Source organism: Tepidamorphus sp. 3E244 (genome assembly GCF_046159835.1).
Lineage (GTDB): Bacteria > Pseudomonadota > Alphaproteobacteria > Rhizobiales > Tepidamorphaceae > JACKJK01.
Genome location: NZ_JBJXCY010000002.1, coordinates 936,614 through 952,437 on the forward strand (window position 1 = coordinate 936,614; position 15,824 = coordinate 952,437).

Annotated in this window: 8 protein-coding genes; 6 read left to right on the top strand and 2 right to left on the bottom strand. The window is 66.5% G+C overall.

Features of this window, described 5'->3' with window-relative positions:
- Positions 1 to 211 precede the first annotated feature (211 nt).
- The 3 genes from ACKTEK_RS13200 to ACKTEK_RS13210 are packed head-to-tail and all read left to right on the top strand — an operon-like array spanning position 212 to position 7,522.
- The gene (locus tag ACKTEK_RS13200) at positions 212 to 1,351 is read left to right on the top strand and encodes a WG repeat-containing protein (RefSeq protein ID WP_409165757.1); all 1,140 of its coding nucleotides are present in this window, start codon (positions 212 to 214) and stop codon (positions 1,349 to 1,351) included.
- 36 nt (positions 1,352 to 1,387) lie between these two features.
- Positions 1,388 to 5,620: a TIR domain-containing protein gene (locus tag ACKTEK_RS13205; protein WP_409165758.1), complete on the top strand. Its 4,233-nt coding sequence runs from the start codon at positions 1,388 to 1,390 to the stop codon at positions 5,618 to 5,620.
- 21 nt (positions 5,621 to 5,641) lie between these two features.
- Positions 5,642 to 7,522, top strand: a complete 1,881-nt coding sequence (locus ACKTEK_RS13210) for an MORN repeat-containing protein (protein ID WP_409165759.1) — start codon at positions 5,642 to 5,644, stop codon at positions 7,520 to 7,522.
- A 20-nt stretch (positions 7,523 to 7,542) separates the two neighbouring features.
- Here ACKTEK_RS13210 and amrB read toward each other — a convergent pair whose 3' ends face one another.
- Positions 7,543 to 9,231 (bottom strand): AmmeMemoRadiSam system protein B, encoded by a 1,689-nt coding sequence (gene amrB, locus ACKTEK_RS13215; protein ID WP_409165760.1) that lies wholly within the window; start codon positions 9,229 to 9,231, stop codon positions 7,543 to 7,545.
- Positions 9,232 to 9,324: 93 nt separating this feature from the next.
- Here amrB and ACKTEK_RS13220 point away from each other — a divergent pair, with 93 nt between their 5' ends.
- Both ACKTEK_RS13220 and ACKTEK_RS13225 read left to right on the top strand, forming a co-directional pair.
- Positions 9,325 to 10,419 (top strand): patatin-like phospholipase family protein, encoded by a 1,095-nt coding sequence (locus ACKTEK_RS13220; protein ID WP_409165761.1) that lies wholly within the window; start codon positions 9,325 to 9,327, stop codon positions 10,417 to 10,419.
- A complete protein-coding gene (locus ACKTEK_RS13225) occupies positions 10,412 to 12,154 on the top strand; it encodes a tetratricopeptide repeat-containing protein (RefSeq protein WP_409165762.1) in 1,743 nt (580 codons plus the stop codon). Before ACKTEK_RS13220 ends, ACKTEK_RS13225 begins: the two co-directional genes overlap by 8 nt.
- On the opposite strand, the gene ACKTEK_RS13230 is transcribed toward ACKTEK_RS13225, so the two are convergent.
- Complete coding sequence (locus tag ACKTEK_RS13230) at positions 12,141 to 13,997, bottom strand: RyR domain-containing protein (protein WP_409165763.1); 1,857 nt, start codon at positions 13,995 to 13,997, stop codon at positions 12,141 to 12,143. The two genes, ACKTEK_RS13225 and ACKTEK_RS13230, sit on opposite strands and share 14 nt — an antisense overlap.
- 122 nt (positions 13,998 to 14,119) lie before the next feature.
- Between ACKTEK_RS13230 and ACKTEK_RS13235 the strand changes: the two genes are divergently transcribed.
- Entirely contained in the window at positions 14,120 to 15,820 is a 1,701-nt protein-coding gene (locus tag ACKTEK_RS13235; RefSeq protein WP_409165764.1) for a trypsin-like peptidase domain-containing protein, read from the top strand.
- Positions 15,821 to 15,824: the final 4 nt, after the last annotated feature.

The window sequence follows — 15,824 nt, forward strand, 5'->3', positions numbered from 1 at the left end:
GGAGCTGGTTTTCGTTCGCGTTTCTTGCGAGGCATCCGTTCGCACACTCTGAGGCAGTGACCTGCCCATTTCAGTGGAAAGACGATGCCGCCGGAGTGCTTATGACATGGTTAAAATCACCGGAATTCCTTGTATCTGCCGTGCCATTTCCGTCATCTTTTCATCGTGGGATCATGTGACGTAAGGTCAGTCGGTATCGGGGGAAGCAACGATGGACGTTCACAGCAAGACGACAACCGCGCGCACGCAAACCGGAACGCGCATGCTGGCCGCTGCCATGCTCATCCTGGCAACTGCATTTCTCACCATTCCCGCCACGTTTTCTTCCGCAACGGCACAAGATTTGGCCATACCGCCCCGCTACGAAGCCGTCGGCCACTTCCACGAAGGGCTGGCTCCCGCGCTGGAAGGCGGCAAGTGGGGTTTCATTGACAGGTCCGGAAACTGGGTGGTCCAGCCGACTTATGAAAGTGTCTACCGCGGAGCAGATGGCCGGTTCGGCATCAAGCAGGATGGCCTGTGGGGCTACATCGCGACCAGTGGTGATGTCGTGATCGAGCCCAAATACAAGGAAATCCGCGCCTTCAACGAAGGCGTTGCCCGGGTCCGCGAAGCAGATGACGCCTGGTTCTTCATCTTCCCCGATGGCACTCGGGAATCCGACATCACCTTTCTCGACGCCTCCGACCGCGCCGACGGTCTTTCCATGGTCAAGATCAAGGCCGACTATGGCACCCCTTGGATGATCCTCAATCCGCGTGGGGCGCCGTTCGACGTCTGGGGCCTGCCCCAGAAAGACCTGAAGGGCTTCCACGCGTTTTCCGAGGGCTTTGCCCGTGGCATCACCGATGCCGGGGTCGTCTACGTCGATGCGGAGGGCAAGACACTCTTCGATGGCAACCCGATCCTCGGCGGTCGCGACTTCAGCGAGGGCCTTGCCGCCGGCAGCGACGGTCGAAAATGGGGTTACTTCGACAAGGACGCGAAGACGGTGATCGGCCTTGGGCTGGACGGGGCGCGTGACTTTTCGCAAGGGGTCGCCCCGGCGGCTCTCGGCAACAAGTGGGGCTACGTGAACAAGCAGGGCAGCACCGCGTACCCGCCGGAACTGGAGACCGCCTATTCCTTCCGCGAGAGCTACGCCACCATCAAGAAGGACGGCAAGTTCGGCTTTGCCCACATTGACGAGGCCGGCAAGATCACCATCGCAATCGAACCGCAATACGAGGACGTCTACGGATTCCAGGAAGGGCTGGCGCCGGTGCTCGTTGACGGCAAGTGGGGCTTCATCGCGGCAGAAGTTGCGGAATATTCGCTGGTCCGTGGGATCGGCGAACTGACACCCAACTGATGACCGCCACGACCTGAACGAGTATACGCCGCTTCCATGGCCCGCATCTTCATCTCCCATTCGAGCGCCAACAATGCCGAAGCGCTGGCGATCACCCAGTGGCTGGGTGCGCAGGGGTGGAATGACGTCTTCCTCGACATCGACCCCGACCGCGGGCTGATCGCCGGCGAACGATGGCAGAATGCTCTGAAATCGGCAGCCGCGCGCTGCGAGGTGGTGGTCTTCCTGCTGTCGCCGGCCTGGGTCAATTCGCGCTGGTGCCTCGCGGAATTCCTGCTCGCCAAGCAGATGAACAAGCGCATCCTCGGCGTACTGGTCGAGGAGGTGGATATCGCCAGCCTCCCCGTCGAGATGACGGCGGAGTACCAGCTTGTCGACCTCGCCGAGCAGGGCGACCAGGACACCTTCGAGGTCGAGGTCGACCGCAAGCCGGTCGCCGTTGCCTTCAACGTGGACGGCCTCGCTCGCCTCAAGCACGGGCTGCGCGTCTCCGGCGTCGATGCCGGCTATTTCCACTGGCCCCCGGAAGACGATCCCCAGCGCGCGCCCTATCCCGGCCTGCGCCCGCTCGATGTCGAGGATGCCGGGATTTTCTTCGGCCGCGACGGCCAGATCATCACCGGACTCGATCTCGTGCGCCGCCTGCGCGATGCGGGCGCGCCCCGCCTGCTCGTCATCCTCGGCGCGTCGGGCAGCGGCAAGTCCTCCTTCATGCGCGCAGGGCTTCTGCCGCGACTTTCGCGTGACGACCGCCACTTCACCGTGCTGCCGCCGATCCGCCCGGACAGGGGCGCGCTGCATGGCGAGACCGGGCTCGTCACCTGTCTGTGCGATGCGTTCGCCATGGCGCAGAAGCCGCGCAACCGCGCCTCCATCCGCAAGGCCGTGGATGCCGGGGCGGACGCCGTACGCGCTCTGCTGGGCGAACTCGCCGATCTCGAAAACCGCGCCGGCTTCGACCGGGGCGACGAGAGCTTCCGCCACGCGGTCATCATGCCGGTGGACCAGGGCGAAGCGCTGTTCTCGGCGGAAGCGCGCGAGGAGGCCGAGACCTTTCTCGCCCTGTTCCGCGAACTGCTTTCGGGGGACGCCCCTGCCGTCATCGGCATGGTGACGATCCGCTCCGACAACTACGAATATCTCCAGACTGCTGCAGCCCTCGAAGGGGTCAATGCCGAACTGCTGTCGCTGCCGCCCATGCCGGGTGGCGCCTATGGCGAGGTGATTCACGGCCCGGCCCGCCGCCTGACCCAGTCCGGCCGCCAGCTGAAACTCGATGACACGCTCGTCGAAGCGCTGCTCTCCGACATCGAGAAGGGCGGCTCCAAGGATGCCTTGCCGCTGCTCGCCTTCACGCTCGAGCGCCTCTACAATGACTACGGCGATGACGGCGACCTGACCCTTGCCGAGTACAACGAGCTTGGCGGCATTCGCGGATCGATCAACGCCGCCGTGGAGCGCGCGCTGGCCCGCGCCGATGCCACCGGCGCGATCCCCGCTGACCGCACCGCGCGGCTGAACCTGCTGCGCCGGGGGCTTATTCCATGGCTCGCCGGTATCGACCCTGACACCGGCACCCCGCGCCGCCGTGTCGCGCGTCTTTCCGAAATTCCCGCAGAAGCCCGCCCCTTGATGGACCTGCTGGTCGAGGAGCGGTTGCTGGCAACCGACGTCGATCTCGACACCCGCGAAACCACCATCGAACCCGCCCACGAAGCCCTGCTGCGCCAGTGGGGTCGGCTGGAAGGCTGGCTTGAGGAAGACCTGCGCGAACTGAGCGCCATCGAGGGCGTGCGCCGCGCCTCGCGTGACTGGGCAGCCAACGGCAAGAACCCGCAATGGCTCGCACACGTCGCGGGCCGGCTGGAAGACGCGGAAGCCGCCGCCGCGCGCGAAGACCTGCGCGACCTTCTGCAGCCGACCGACCTTGAATATCTCGCCCGCGCCCGTGAGGCGGAGGATGCCCGCGTCAAGGCAGAGATCAACGCCCTGCGCCGCCAGCGCATGCTCGCCATGGTCGCCGGTGCGATCTTCGCGGTGGCGACCGTCGTTGCCGGTGTCCTGTGGATGCAGGCAAGCGCCGCGCGCCAGGCCGAGGAGCAGGCCCGCATCGCCGAGGAAGATGCGCGCAAGCAGGAAGAGGCCCAGCGCATCATCGCGCAGGCATCGGAAAAGATCGCGCGCTCGCGGCTGTCGCTTGCCGAAGGCAATGTCGAACAGGCCGTCACGCTCTCGCTTGAATCCCTCGACCTGCACGAAACCGAACAGGGCCGCTCGGCCGCCCTCACCGCGCTGATGGAACTCTCGCCCAACCTGCGCGCGCTGGTGCGCGGCGGCGGCGCGCGCGGCATGTGGCTCGACTGGAGCGGTGAGAACCTCTCCGTTGCCCGCCGTGGCGGCAGCGTCACCGGGTTCTCGCCGGCAGGCGAGACGCTCGCCGAAAACGATCTTTCCGTTGGCGGCGGCGATGGCCCGGAATGGCTGATGGACCCGGTGCTGGTGAAGACCGCCGAAGACGGCAGCCTCGTCGCAGTCCTCACCAGCGGCGAAATCCTGCGCATCGACGCAAGCGGCTCGATCTCGTCCGTCGCAGCGCCGTCAAACAGCGCGCCGCTCTATTCCGGCCCGCACCGTATCGCCGTGGATGACGCGGCCACGGTCTTTGCGATGGCGCGGACGGACCGCTCGGTCCTGTTGCGCCGCTGCGACCTTGCTGCCGCCCGCCCCGCCTGCCGCGACAGCGTGGTCGAAACCATCGAGGCCGAGGCGCTGGCCCTGTCGCGGGATGGCGCACGTCTCGCGGTTGCCGGATCGGACGGCGCCATCGTGCTGCATTCGGCCGGCACCGGCGAGCGCATCGGCGAAACGCTTGGCGACAAGCCGGGACCGCTCTCGATTGCCTTTTCGTCTGATGCGTCCCTGCTGGCAGTCGGCACGCGCGGTGGCGAGCTCACGGTCTACGATGCAGCGGCGCTCAGCCCGTCGAACGGCGCGGCAATACTCGCCACCAACCGGGTGTCCGGCTCGGCGATCACCGCCCTGCGCTTTGCACCAGACGCGCCGATGCTGGCGCTGGTTTGCGACGAACAGGATATCTGTCTCTACCCGCTGGAAACCTTCGGCGAGGAAACGCTCAGCGACCCTGCTGTGCGCCTCACCGGCCATCGCGGCGCCATCGCCGGCATGTCGTGGCACGCGGGCGGCGATCAGCTTGCGACCATCGCGGTTGATTCCGACCTGCGCGTCTGGGCGATGGATGAAGATGTCCGCGTGCGCCACGACCTCGCGCCGTCCTCTTGGCAGCCGCTGGTGTCCATCGCTGCCGACCCGCAAAGCGGGCGCATCGTCGCCGGCAACGACGCGGGCGGCATCTACGTGTGGGACGGCGACGGCATCGAGCCACCCGTCAGTGTTGCCAGCACCGGCGCGCCGGACCCGGTGAGTTCCGTCGCGCTCGGTCCCGACGGGATGATCGCCGCCGTGCATGAACGCCTCGGCGTTGCCAGCGGCCCCGCCGGTGGCGATGCCCCGCTGCAGATGCGCCTCGTTCCCGGAAACCGGGTGGCGCGCGTCGTGCTCGGCGCGGACGGCACCGCAATCGCGGTGCCGGCGCAAGCCAATGCGCTGGCGCTGGTTGCCGCTGGCGCTGACAATGCGACGCTGACAGATGGCCCCTCGAGCATGGGCGAGCCGTTCGGCCTCACTTTGCACCCGGACGGCACGAAGATCTTCACCAGCCAGACCGATGGCTCACTGCTGGAATGGCCGCTCGGTGGCGGCGAGCCGCGCGTTGTCGCCGAGGCCGCCGCGTCCGGCCCTGATGCCATCGGCGGCGGCAGCGTGTCCGTATCGCCGGATGGCCGCTGGCTCACCGCCTCCAACGCGTCAGCCATCACCATCCACCCGCTCGTTGCCGGTCAGGAGCCGGTGCGACTGGAATTCGAGCCGGGCGACGAGGACGTGAAGGTCGTTGCCTTCTCGCCGGACGGCAGCCGCCTCGCCGTGCTGATGTCGGACGCCAAGCTGTACGTCTGGGACTGGGCCGACACCGAAACCGTGCGCTTCGCCACGACCCAGGCCGTGCCGCAGCGCTCGCTCGCAGGCATGAAGGGCTCGCGCCGCCGTGCCGCAAGCTGGCTCGCCTGGCGCGATGCCGACACGCTGGCAATTGCGACGGCTGCGGGTCGTGTGCAACTGTTGAAACTCGACCAGACGGCATGGCGCGCACGCGCCGGGGACCTTGCCGTGGTCGATTACACTGCGGAGTGACGCTTAAGGGGAGCTATCGCCATGTCCGCCCGTTCTGATGGCACATTTTTCACCAGGGTCGCGCGCTTTGCGCTGACTGCAAGCCTGCTGGCCACGACACCGGCACTGGCGGCAGAAAGCGTCGTGGAAAAACTCGACGCCAGCCCGGTGCAGGTCGAGACGACCATGCCGGCGAAAGATGCCATCCGGGAACGCACGTGGACGCAGGTCGTGTGGGACCCCGGCACCAGCCGCCTCGCGCGCCGCACCTACCAGTTGAGCGATCCGCTCGGCGACCAAAACCTCGACATCTCGTGGGACGGCGATGCCGTCAGCCGCCTGTCCGACGGGCCGATCACCGGGCGCGGCACGCTGGTCTGGCGCACGCCGGGCACACCGCAATACAGCGAGGCCGCCCGCATCGCCGTCTACAAGGGCCAAATGCGCAATGGGCGGGCGCACGGGCGCGGCACCTACACCCACCGTTCGGGCACCAGCTATTCCGGCGAATGGCGCAACGGGCTGATGCACGGCACGGGCCGCATCCAGTTTCCCAACGGCGACCAGTACACCGGCGAGTTTGCAGCAGGCGAACCGGAAGGCCGCGGCCTCTACGTGGACACCACCGGCACGATCTACGAAGGCGGCTTTGCAGCCGGCGAGCGCGAGGGCGCGGGCGAACTCTACCCGGCCATTGGTGACGCCTTCGTCGCCACGTGGCGCGGCGGCAAACCGGTCTCCGGCAGCGTCCGCGTTCTGGGCAAGGACGAGCAGCGTTTCCCCCCGTTGATCCTCACCGCCTACGAGGCTCATGACGACATTCGCGTCGGCGTGCTGGTCGACCGGTCCTACTACGCCCACGTCGTCGCCCCGGCGGAGCCGCCGGTGCCCTATGCCGCCAACAACAAGCGCGACAGCATCGACATCTATCCCGACGACAAGCGCGTCATCGACGCATGGCGTGGCAGCGGCCTCATCTCCATGACCGAGGAGGAGGAGTTCGATTACGAAGCCAGCGAACTGGGCTGGGGTGACAACAAGGAAATTCCGTTCGGCCCCGGCTTCCTGTCGACCGCGGGGCGCGTGCGCCCGGTCCCGGTGGTGGTCGAACTGCGCAATGACTCCGACCAGCCGTTGCGCATCGTCAATGCATTCCTTGACGTTGCGGAAAGCTCTTCCGAGCCGGAGCCGGCCGTGCAGCTTCGCTTCGGCTACATGGGCGATTGCGGCGATCAGGCCGATTTCAAAGCCGACTTCGTTCTGGAGAACTTCGGCTGGACGAAGGCTGCCAACGCGAAGGTCCGTTTCTCCTTCCCCAACGACCCGGCGCGCGAATTCGTCAAGGAGATCGGCGATATCGACCCGGATGCCACCGTCGACATTTCAGACGAGCTGAAGGAAATCGGCTTCCCGGTCGACCGCTACAAGAGCGGCCCCATTGAGTGCAAGGAGGGCGACTACGAGAAGTGCGCGGCAGAGGTCAAAGCCGCTGACCTCTCTCCACTGACGTCGTTCGCAAAGCTCGATGCCGGCCACATGCGCGCGCCCGTGAAGGGCAAGCTCGAATACGAATGGACGGATTCCGCAGGCACGACACACACCAAGTCGTCACCCTTCGAGGTAAACGTCATCCTGGCGCGCATGGGCTTTGCCGCCGAGTGCGGCGAGGGCGGCAACCCGCAGGACCGCGCGCTGAAGCCGTTCGATCTCGCCATCGACAAAAAGAACTACCGGATCATGATCCCGCTGCGCGACGACATTCCGCCCGGCGTCACCGGCCGCTGGCGCGTGCGCCTGCAGGCACCGCAAAGCTCCAGCCACGATTTCCATGTTGTGTTCGAGCTGGCCGACGGGCGCCAGATCGCCTCGCGGCCCATCGACATGCTGTTCTTCAAGCCGCGCATTCCCGGCCAGGACAACTAGCTTCGATTGACCAGCCCGCGTCAGTTGGCGGGCGGTGCGATCCGCGCGCTGCCGTAGTCGAACAGGTTCGGCAGCGGGATAAGCCGTGCGGCCACCGTGCCCTGCTCGAAGGTGCGCAATTCCAGCAGCGCGCTGGAGACCCGCTCGCCGCGTTGGTCGAACAGCAGGTTTCCAACCGAGTAGACCGTGTTGGCGGTCTTGCCCGGAACTTGCGGAATGCTGCCTGAGGCCTGGTGGCTGTGCGCGCCGACGACGATCTGCACGCCGCAATCGGCCAGCACACGCGCGATCTCTTCTTCGCGCGGTCCCGGCTGGTCGACATATTCCTCGCCCCAGTGAATGAAGGCGACCAGCGGCGGCGCGGCGGATACCCCGCAGGCAAGGTCGGCGGCCTGCGGACTGTCCAGCAGCGCAGGGGCGGAATTGCGGCCCGCCTTGTCGTTGAGCGCGAGAATGCGTGCCGCACCGAGATCAGCCACCTTGCCGTGCTCGATGACCGCGATGCCCGCCTCGTCGAGGATGCGCAGCGTTTCCTCAAAGCCGATCTCACCCAAATCCCGGGCGTGGTTGTTGGCGACGCTCGCTGCCGTCACGCCCATCGCCTTCAGCATCGGCACCGCCAGTTCGCGCAGCATGAGATGCGCATCTTCCGGAAGGCCGGCGACCGGCTCCTCCATGATGACGCCTTCGAGGTTGATCGCCAACGGCCGCCCGCGCGTCACCTGCAGCAGACGGCTGGCGACCTCAGTCCGCGCCGCATCGTCGAGCATCAGCGGCGTCATGTAGCGGCCTAGCAGCACGTCGCCGCCGATATAGGCGATGTGCTGGTCTGGCGCCTCCAGCTCGGATGCCGCTTCCGGGTCGCGCACGTAGACGGCGGTGATGTAGCTCGTCGTGTTGTTCGGGTCGCCGCCATATTCGGCGGAATTGCGGTTGGCGATTACGGTAGCTTTCGACCCGAAGACCTCACGCTGCAAGGTCATCTGGATCGTCAGTCCGGCCTTGGTGTCGAGATGGTCGGGCTGGATCAGGTGCCGAACGCCCTCGCTGTCGCCGCTTGCCAGCAGGCTCAGCACTTCCTGGTCGCGCAGCACGGCGCGTTGATGCGGCAGGTAGTGCGAGAAATCGACCGACTGCACCACCAGCGTGCGCGGCGTGAGGAGAGGCTTCAGCGCATCCACCAGCGCCCGCCATTGCTGCGGCGTTGTATTGATCCCCGCCAGCATCGCGACGACCGGAACATCGGGAAAGTGATGCCGGATGAACGGCATCATCGCGACGAGGCCGTGATCGTGTTCGAGGCTGTCGCGCAAGCGCACGTCCGGCAGCGCTTCGGCCATGGACTTGGCGACCACGCCATCGCTGACGACCCGCCCGAAGATCGTTGCAAAGCCGGCTTCGCTCGTTACGAAGCCCTTGTCCCACGCCCGGAAGTGATCGGGCGCCAGCACGACGATGCGCTCGTAGTCCCCGCCCGATGCCGCCTGGAAACCGCGGGCCACGAGGTCCGCCGCAACGAGATGATGCGGCACGATGATACCGGTCACGCCTTGAGGCGAAGCGATCCCCTCTTGCGAAGCGATGGCGCTCTCGATCTTCTCCCGGTCGAATGCTGCCGCCACGAACGGGCTCACCGGCTCGGCAACGCTTGGCGGGGCGCAGCCAAGCATCAGCACCAGTCCCGTGACGATGGAAAGCAGTGGTCTCAAGTCGGATGCCCCGCGGTTGCTCGTAGCCCGATCCTGTACACGCGGCGGGGCCAAGTCTAGAGTCCGCGCTCTTTGTCAGGGCGTTCCAGCGGCATGAAAACGATCCTCTCTCTCGATGGTGGCGGCGTACGCGGTGCGATCACCGTCGCATTCCTCGAACGCATCGAGGAGGTGATGGGCGCGGGCCCCGAGAATCCGCTTGCCCACAAAATCGACCTTGCCGGCGGCACCTCGACGGGCGCGATCATTGCCGGCGCCGTGGCGCTCGGGTTCAGCGCCGCCGACCTGCGCCAGTTCTATCTCGACCTTGCGCCGCGCGTCTTTCGCCGGTCGAATTTCCGCGTGCCGGGCCTTCAGTCGAAGTTCGATTCCGCTGCGCTCAAGCGCGAGCTTGTTGCCGTGTGCGGCGACCGGCGGCTGGACACCGACGACCTGCTGACCGGCTTTGCGCTGGTGATGAAACGCATGGACACCGGCAGCCCGTGGATCGTCGCCAACAACCCCGCCAGCGCCTACTGGAACGACCCCGAGGACGGCAGCTACCACGGCAACCGGCACTATCGCCTCGCGGACCTGATCCGCGCCTCCACCGCCGCCCCGCACTACTTCGCGCCCGAGGCCATCGACATCGCGGCGGACGAACCCCCGGGCCTGTTCGTGGATGGCGGCGTCACCCCGCACAACAACCCGGCCCTTGCCCTGCTGCAACTGGTGACGGTGCCGGCCCACGGCTACGGCTGGGAGACCGGCACCGACAAGCTGCGCATCATTTCCGTTGGCACCGGCGACCACCGCGAGCGGCTCGATGCGACCCGCGCGCGCTGGATGACGTCTGCGAGCCTCGCGATCAGTGCGCTGAAGGGCATGATCCGTGATAGCCAGGTGCAAGTGCTGGCGCTGATGCAGGCTCTGGGTGAAACCCCGACGCCGTGGACCATCAATTCCGAGATCGGCGATCTGGCGGGCTTTAACGTTGCGGGAAAACCGCTCTTCACGTTCCTGCGCTACGACGTCATTCTGGAGCAAGCTTGGCTTGCCGACGAACTCGACATGAAGCTTTCCCAAATGGACGTGAAGCGCCTCCAGCAGATGGACAACCCGGCCATCGTGTCGCTCGCCTACGAGGTCGGGCGCCGGGCCGCCGAACGTTTCGTGCAGCCTGAACATTTCGACGTGCCCCGTGGCTGACGCGGACGCGCTGAAAGCCGTCGAGGCGCTGATTGCCGCCGGTGATCTCGCGGCCGCGCATGACCGCGCAGTCGGTGCCATCGAGGCGGGAGAGACCGAACCGCGCCTGAAATATCTCGCCGTACTGGCACTTGCCCGCATGGGTGCAACGGATGAGGCGCAAGCGGCTTATGACCGGCTCGACGTTGGCGCGATTTCGGGCGTGGAGTCCGGCGCGTTGCACGCCCGCTTGCTGAAGGACCGCGCCATCAAGTCCGGCGATCCCTCAGCCCTCGCGGAAGCCGCCAGTGCGTATGAGCAGGTCTGGGAAAACTCCGCCGACCCCTACCCCGCCGCCAATGCCGCCACGCTCTACGCGATGGCCGGGAGCAGCGAAGCCGCGCAGGAGCTTGCGATCAAGGCGCGCCATCACGGCTCGATGGTCGCACCGGGTGACTATTACGGCTGGGCCACCCGCGCGGAACTCGATCTCGTGCTTGGCCGCAACGACGATGCCATCGCCGCGCTTGCCGAGGCCGACGATTTCGCCGGCAACGACTTCGCCGCGCGCACCACCACGCGGCGGCAACTGGCGCGGCTGGCCGATGCGCTCTCCCTGGGCGATCAGATGCGCGAGCGGCTTCTGTCGGCTTTGCGGCGCGGCACGGTCATCCATTTCTGCGGGCGCATGTTCCAGCCGGACGAGGCGGCCGAAGCGGCAATCGCGCAGGACATCCGGGACGTTCTCGAAACCCATGACGTGATCGCGGGCTTCGGCGCACTGGCCAGCGGTGCGGACATTCTCGTCGCCGAGGAACTTCTCGCGCGCGGCGCACGGCTGAACGTGGTGCTGGCCTCCTCGCCGGATGCTTTCGCGCAAACCTCCGTCGTCAATGCCGGGCCGGCGTGGATGCCACGCTACCGCGCCTGCCTCGATGCAGCCCACGCAGTGCATGTGGTGGGCGAGGATTCCTTTGCCGCCGACCCGGCATCCTTCGGCTATGCGACCGAGATGGCCATGGGCCGCGCGCTGATCCGCGCCGCACACATCGACGCAAATTTGTTGCAGATCGCGGTCGAGGATCGCGTCGAAACGGCGGACGGCAACCCGGCGGGCACACAGGCCGATATCGACAAGTGGGGAAAGACCGGCGCGCAGAGCTGCATCATAAAGCCTGAAGGCATCCGCCCACCCGAACTCGCAGCCACCTGGCCCGAAGCCGCCCCCCTCCCCGACCGCAAGCCGTTGGCCTTTCTCTTTGCCGACTTCGCGGGCTTCACGAAGATCGAGGAGCGCGCGCTGCCGGATTTCTGGCGCGAGGTGCTCGGCGCGTTCGCAAGCTGCATCAACGTCGCCGCCGGTCACGTCATCGCCCGCAACACCTGGGGCGATGCCTGCTTCGCGGTTTTCGACGATACGTCCGCTGCTGCGGAATGCGCCCTCACGTTGCAACAGACAATCGGCGCGCGATGGGCGGTTCCCACTGTCTCGGGCATGCGGATTTCGCTGCATTACGGTCCCGCATTCGACGGGTTCGATCCGGTCCTCAAGGCCCGAACCGCCTTCGGGCACGAGGTCTCGCGCGCGGCCCGCATCGAGCCGATCACGCCGCCGGGCCTCGTCTACGCGACGCGCAACTTCGCAGCAGCAGCAGCACTCCATGCGCCGGGCCGGTACGGCTTCGGATATGTCGGGGAACTGGAACTGCCCAAGACCTTCGGCCGCGAGGCGCTCTACCGCGTCAGCGGCGGCTGACCTTCGTCTTGCGGCCGGCGTCGCGTTCCAGCATGTGGTCGATGGCCGCAAGGATCTGCTTCACATCCTTGTCGATATCCTCGCGCGTCATGCCAAGATCGTCGAACGGGATCAGCTTTGGGTGGATGCGGCGCTTGTCGTTGCGCTCCGGCCCGAGCGTCCAGCCGTCGAGCTTGCGGTCCACCATCCAGCGGTCATGCTCGATGCGCGCCAGATTTTGCACGCGATCATCCGCAATGGTCCCGGCGCGGAACGCCTCCAGCATGTCGCGGTCGGACTGGCTCAGGTTCGGCAGGCCTTCGCCGAGCGGCAATCCGATGCCAAGCGTCCACAGCTTCGATTTCAGGTGGTCGGCGGCGCGGATGTTGGAGCGCTTCAGCGTTTCCGGCAGGTCCTGCCAGTCGCGCGCCGCAGCGGCTGATTGCTCCGCGCCCTTGCGATAGGTCTCGTGCAGCTTGCGCGCCAGCGAGCCGATCTCCGCTTCGCCCAGCACGAAACGCGCCAGCCGCTCGAACGGATTGGGAAGCGGGATGAAGCCGTCGGCGGCGTCGTCCGCCGGCAGCTTCACGTCGAGCAGGCTCCCCTCCGCACCGACCGTGCCGCGCGAACGGTAGAGGATGGGCGCGGCAAACGTACCGTGCCGGTCATATTGGCGTTGCAGCATCAGGGCGGCGCGGATGTTGTCGCCGGGCGCTGGCAGCGTCAGGTAGATTGCCGTCAGCAGGTCCTGCCGCTCCATTTCCTCGATCGCCGCGACCCCCGGATGCCGGGATGTGCCCTCCATTGGCGCTGCGTCGATATCCATCTCAATGAAGGAGATCGCCAGCGTCTCGCAGACACCGGGCCTGCGCGTGCGCAACTGCTGCTCCAGCCGGTTGGCGTTCCTGTCGACGATGGTGACGCGCGGTTCTCCGAGGTCGCCTGCAATCGAGGTCAGGATGATCTGGTCGAGAAGCTTCTCGCCAAGATCACCGAACCCGACGATGAGCGCGTGAACGCGGCTCTGCCCGCGGGCGGCAGCGCGCACGAACAGGGGGTGCGAGGACAGGGCGTGGCGCGCCGCGACGCGGTTTTCATCGAACGCTGCAACATGTACGTAGCGACCCAGCCCGATGCGCTGCACGAATTCGATGAACATGTCGGCGAGGAACGGGTCTGCCACGCGCACCGACATGCGCTTGACCGAACCGGGGCCGTTCTTCTCCAGCCACCGCAGGATCGGCTTTGCGACGACGAGCGTTTCCGCGTCACCCCCCATGTCGATGGCGACCGAACTCGCCCGAAGCAACCCGGCCTCGCGCGCGATATCGGCGGGTTTCAGGGGCGTGACGATCCGCTCGTCGGCCTTTTTCTCGGTCGGCTCCAGCGGCGTATCGCTCACATGCACCGCGTCGGCGTCTTCCGCGCGCAACGCCTGTACCAGCCGCCGGGCAAGCGGCGTATCCCCGATGACGATGGTGTGCCCGCGCCGGAAATTGCGCGTGATGAAATGCGAAAGCCGCGCGTTGGCGGCCGCCATGTAGAACGCGACCGCGCCGATGGCCCCGGACAGTGCGCCCAGCGTTGCCGCAACCTTCAGGACGAGATTGTTCTCCGGCGCGGCGATGACCTCCGGGCGGGGAATGTACAGCCACAGGGTGCGCACCGCGATCTCGGCCAGCGTCTCGACGCTCAGGCCCAGTTGCAGCGACCAGCCGATCGCCCCGCAGACCAGCGTCGTCAACGCGATGGCTGCGGCGACCAGCCGGATCAGTCCTTCTGAATGGCCTTTCGGGAACACGCCTTGCGCCTGTCTTTCCTTCGGACGCGGCACCTGCGCGGCACCGGAAACGGGGGAGAACAATAGCAGGTTTCAGCAAGCGTCAACCCGCGGGCCTTCCGCAAGGACATGCTTTTGTCCTAAACCGGCGTAGAGTGCTACGGACAGGGCGGCCGCAACCCGACTTCACAAGGACTGTTTTCAACATGATCACGCTGCGTTTCGCGGGCACAGATGCCGCCGTCTCCGCGCAGGAAACCTTTCACGATGCCGACGAGATCCTGATTGGCCGCGACCAGTCGTGGGCCGGTTTCGTCACCCCGGCCAGCGAACGCCTCGTCGCGCGCCGCCACGCAAGGCTCTACCGCGACAAGGCCGGCCATTGGCGCATCGAGCCGCAGGGCAACTATTTCGTCGCCGTCAACGGCGTGCCGCTGGAGCAGGACAAGGGCCTGAATAGTGGCGACAGATTGACCCTTGGCCGCAGCACCGGCCCGACCATCGAGTTGCAGTTCGCAGCCGTCGCCCTGCCCGGCGGCGATGCCGAACGCACGGTTACGCAGGAAATCGTCACCGGCTGGCGCGACCACCTGCCCGCGCTCGGCAAGCGCATGAAGATCCTCACCGGCGCGGTTGCCGTGCTGGCAGTGATCGTGGTCGGCGCGGTCGTCTATTTCGACCAGGTGGTGGAACGCGGCTTCGACAGCGCCACCTTGCAAAAGCTGCAAAACGCAGCGCACCTCGTCGTGATGCGTGACGCAAATGGAGGCGAGTCCGCCGTCGGCACCGCCTGGCCCGTCGCGCCCGACAAGCTCGTCACCAATGCCCACGTCGCCGAACTGTTCAACGAGATCGACCAGGGCAGCGAGTTCCTGCTGGTGCGTTCGCCCGGCGAACAGGCCCGCACCTTTGAAGTGACCAAGGTGCGGATGCATGCGGGCTACCGTGACTTCTCCGGCTACGTGGACCGCCAAAGCCTCGGCGCGGAAGGCTTCCGCTCCGGCTATTCCGAGGCCTCCCGCCCGTCGGCCTTCGACGTCGCGTTGCTCGTGGTGCAGGCCGACGAACCGCTGTCTCCGGTCTTGGAACTCGCCGAAGGCGAGCAATTGGCGGATCTCGGGTCCGGCGCGCGCCTTGCCTTCGCCGGATACCCGATGCGCTGCGTCGATGGCGGCAACACCCAGCAGATCGCGCCGACCCCCAGCGTCCAGCAGGGTGAGATCAGCTCGGTCACCGACTACTTCCTGTTTCCCCCCGGCTCGCCGTCCGAAGGCTTGCTGGTGCGCCACTCGGTTCCCGCGACAGGCGGTGCCAGCGGCGGCCCGCTCATCGGGCTGGACGGCAAGGTGGTCGCGGTCCTGAGCGGCGGCACGGTGATCGACACCGGCTCGCCGGAGGGCGAGAAGAATCCCTGCCGCATGTCGCCCAGCGCGGTGATGATCAACTACGCACAACGCGCCGACCTCGTCGCCGAACTGCTGAGGGAAGAGGACGAAACCGCGCTGCAGCGCCGCCACGCCTATTGGCAACGGCAGGTCTCCAAGTTCGCCGACCACTACGCATACCTGAAGCGCGAGGTGATGGAGAAGGCCGAGCGCAAGTCGCGCAAGCCCTTCGAGGTCGTCATGGAAGAGCGGCTCGAACAGCCGGTGGAAGCTGCTGGAAACAAGATCCGCTTCAACGTGGAGGCGGGCCGCGAGTACGCGGTGCTCGTCTACAACCGCGACAAGGCGAACCTCTTCGTGTCGCTGACCATCGACGGCGAGCAGATCGCGCAAGATGCCAATGGCTGGATGCCGGCGCTGTCGATCACCGCGCCCGAAAGCGGCGAGGCGGAACTGACGATCTATGCCTCCGGCGGCAAGGAAATGAACCTCGACCTGATGGTCGCAGGCGCCAGCAAGTAGACGG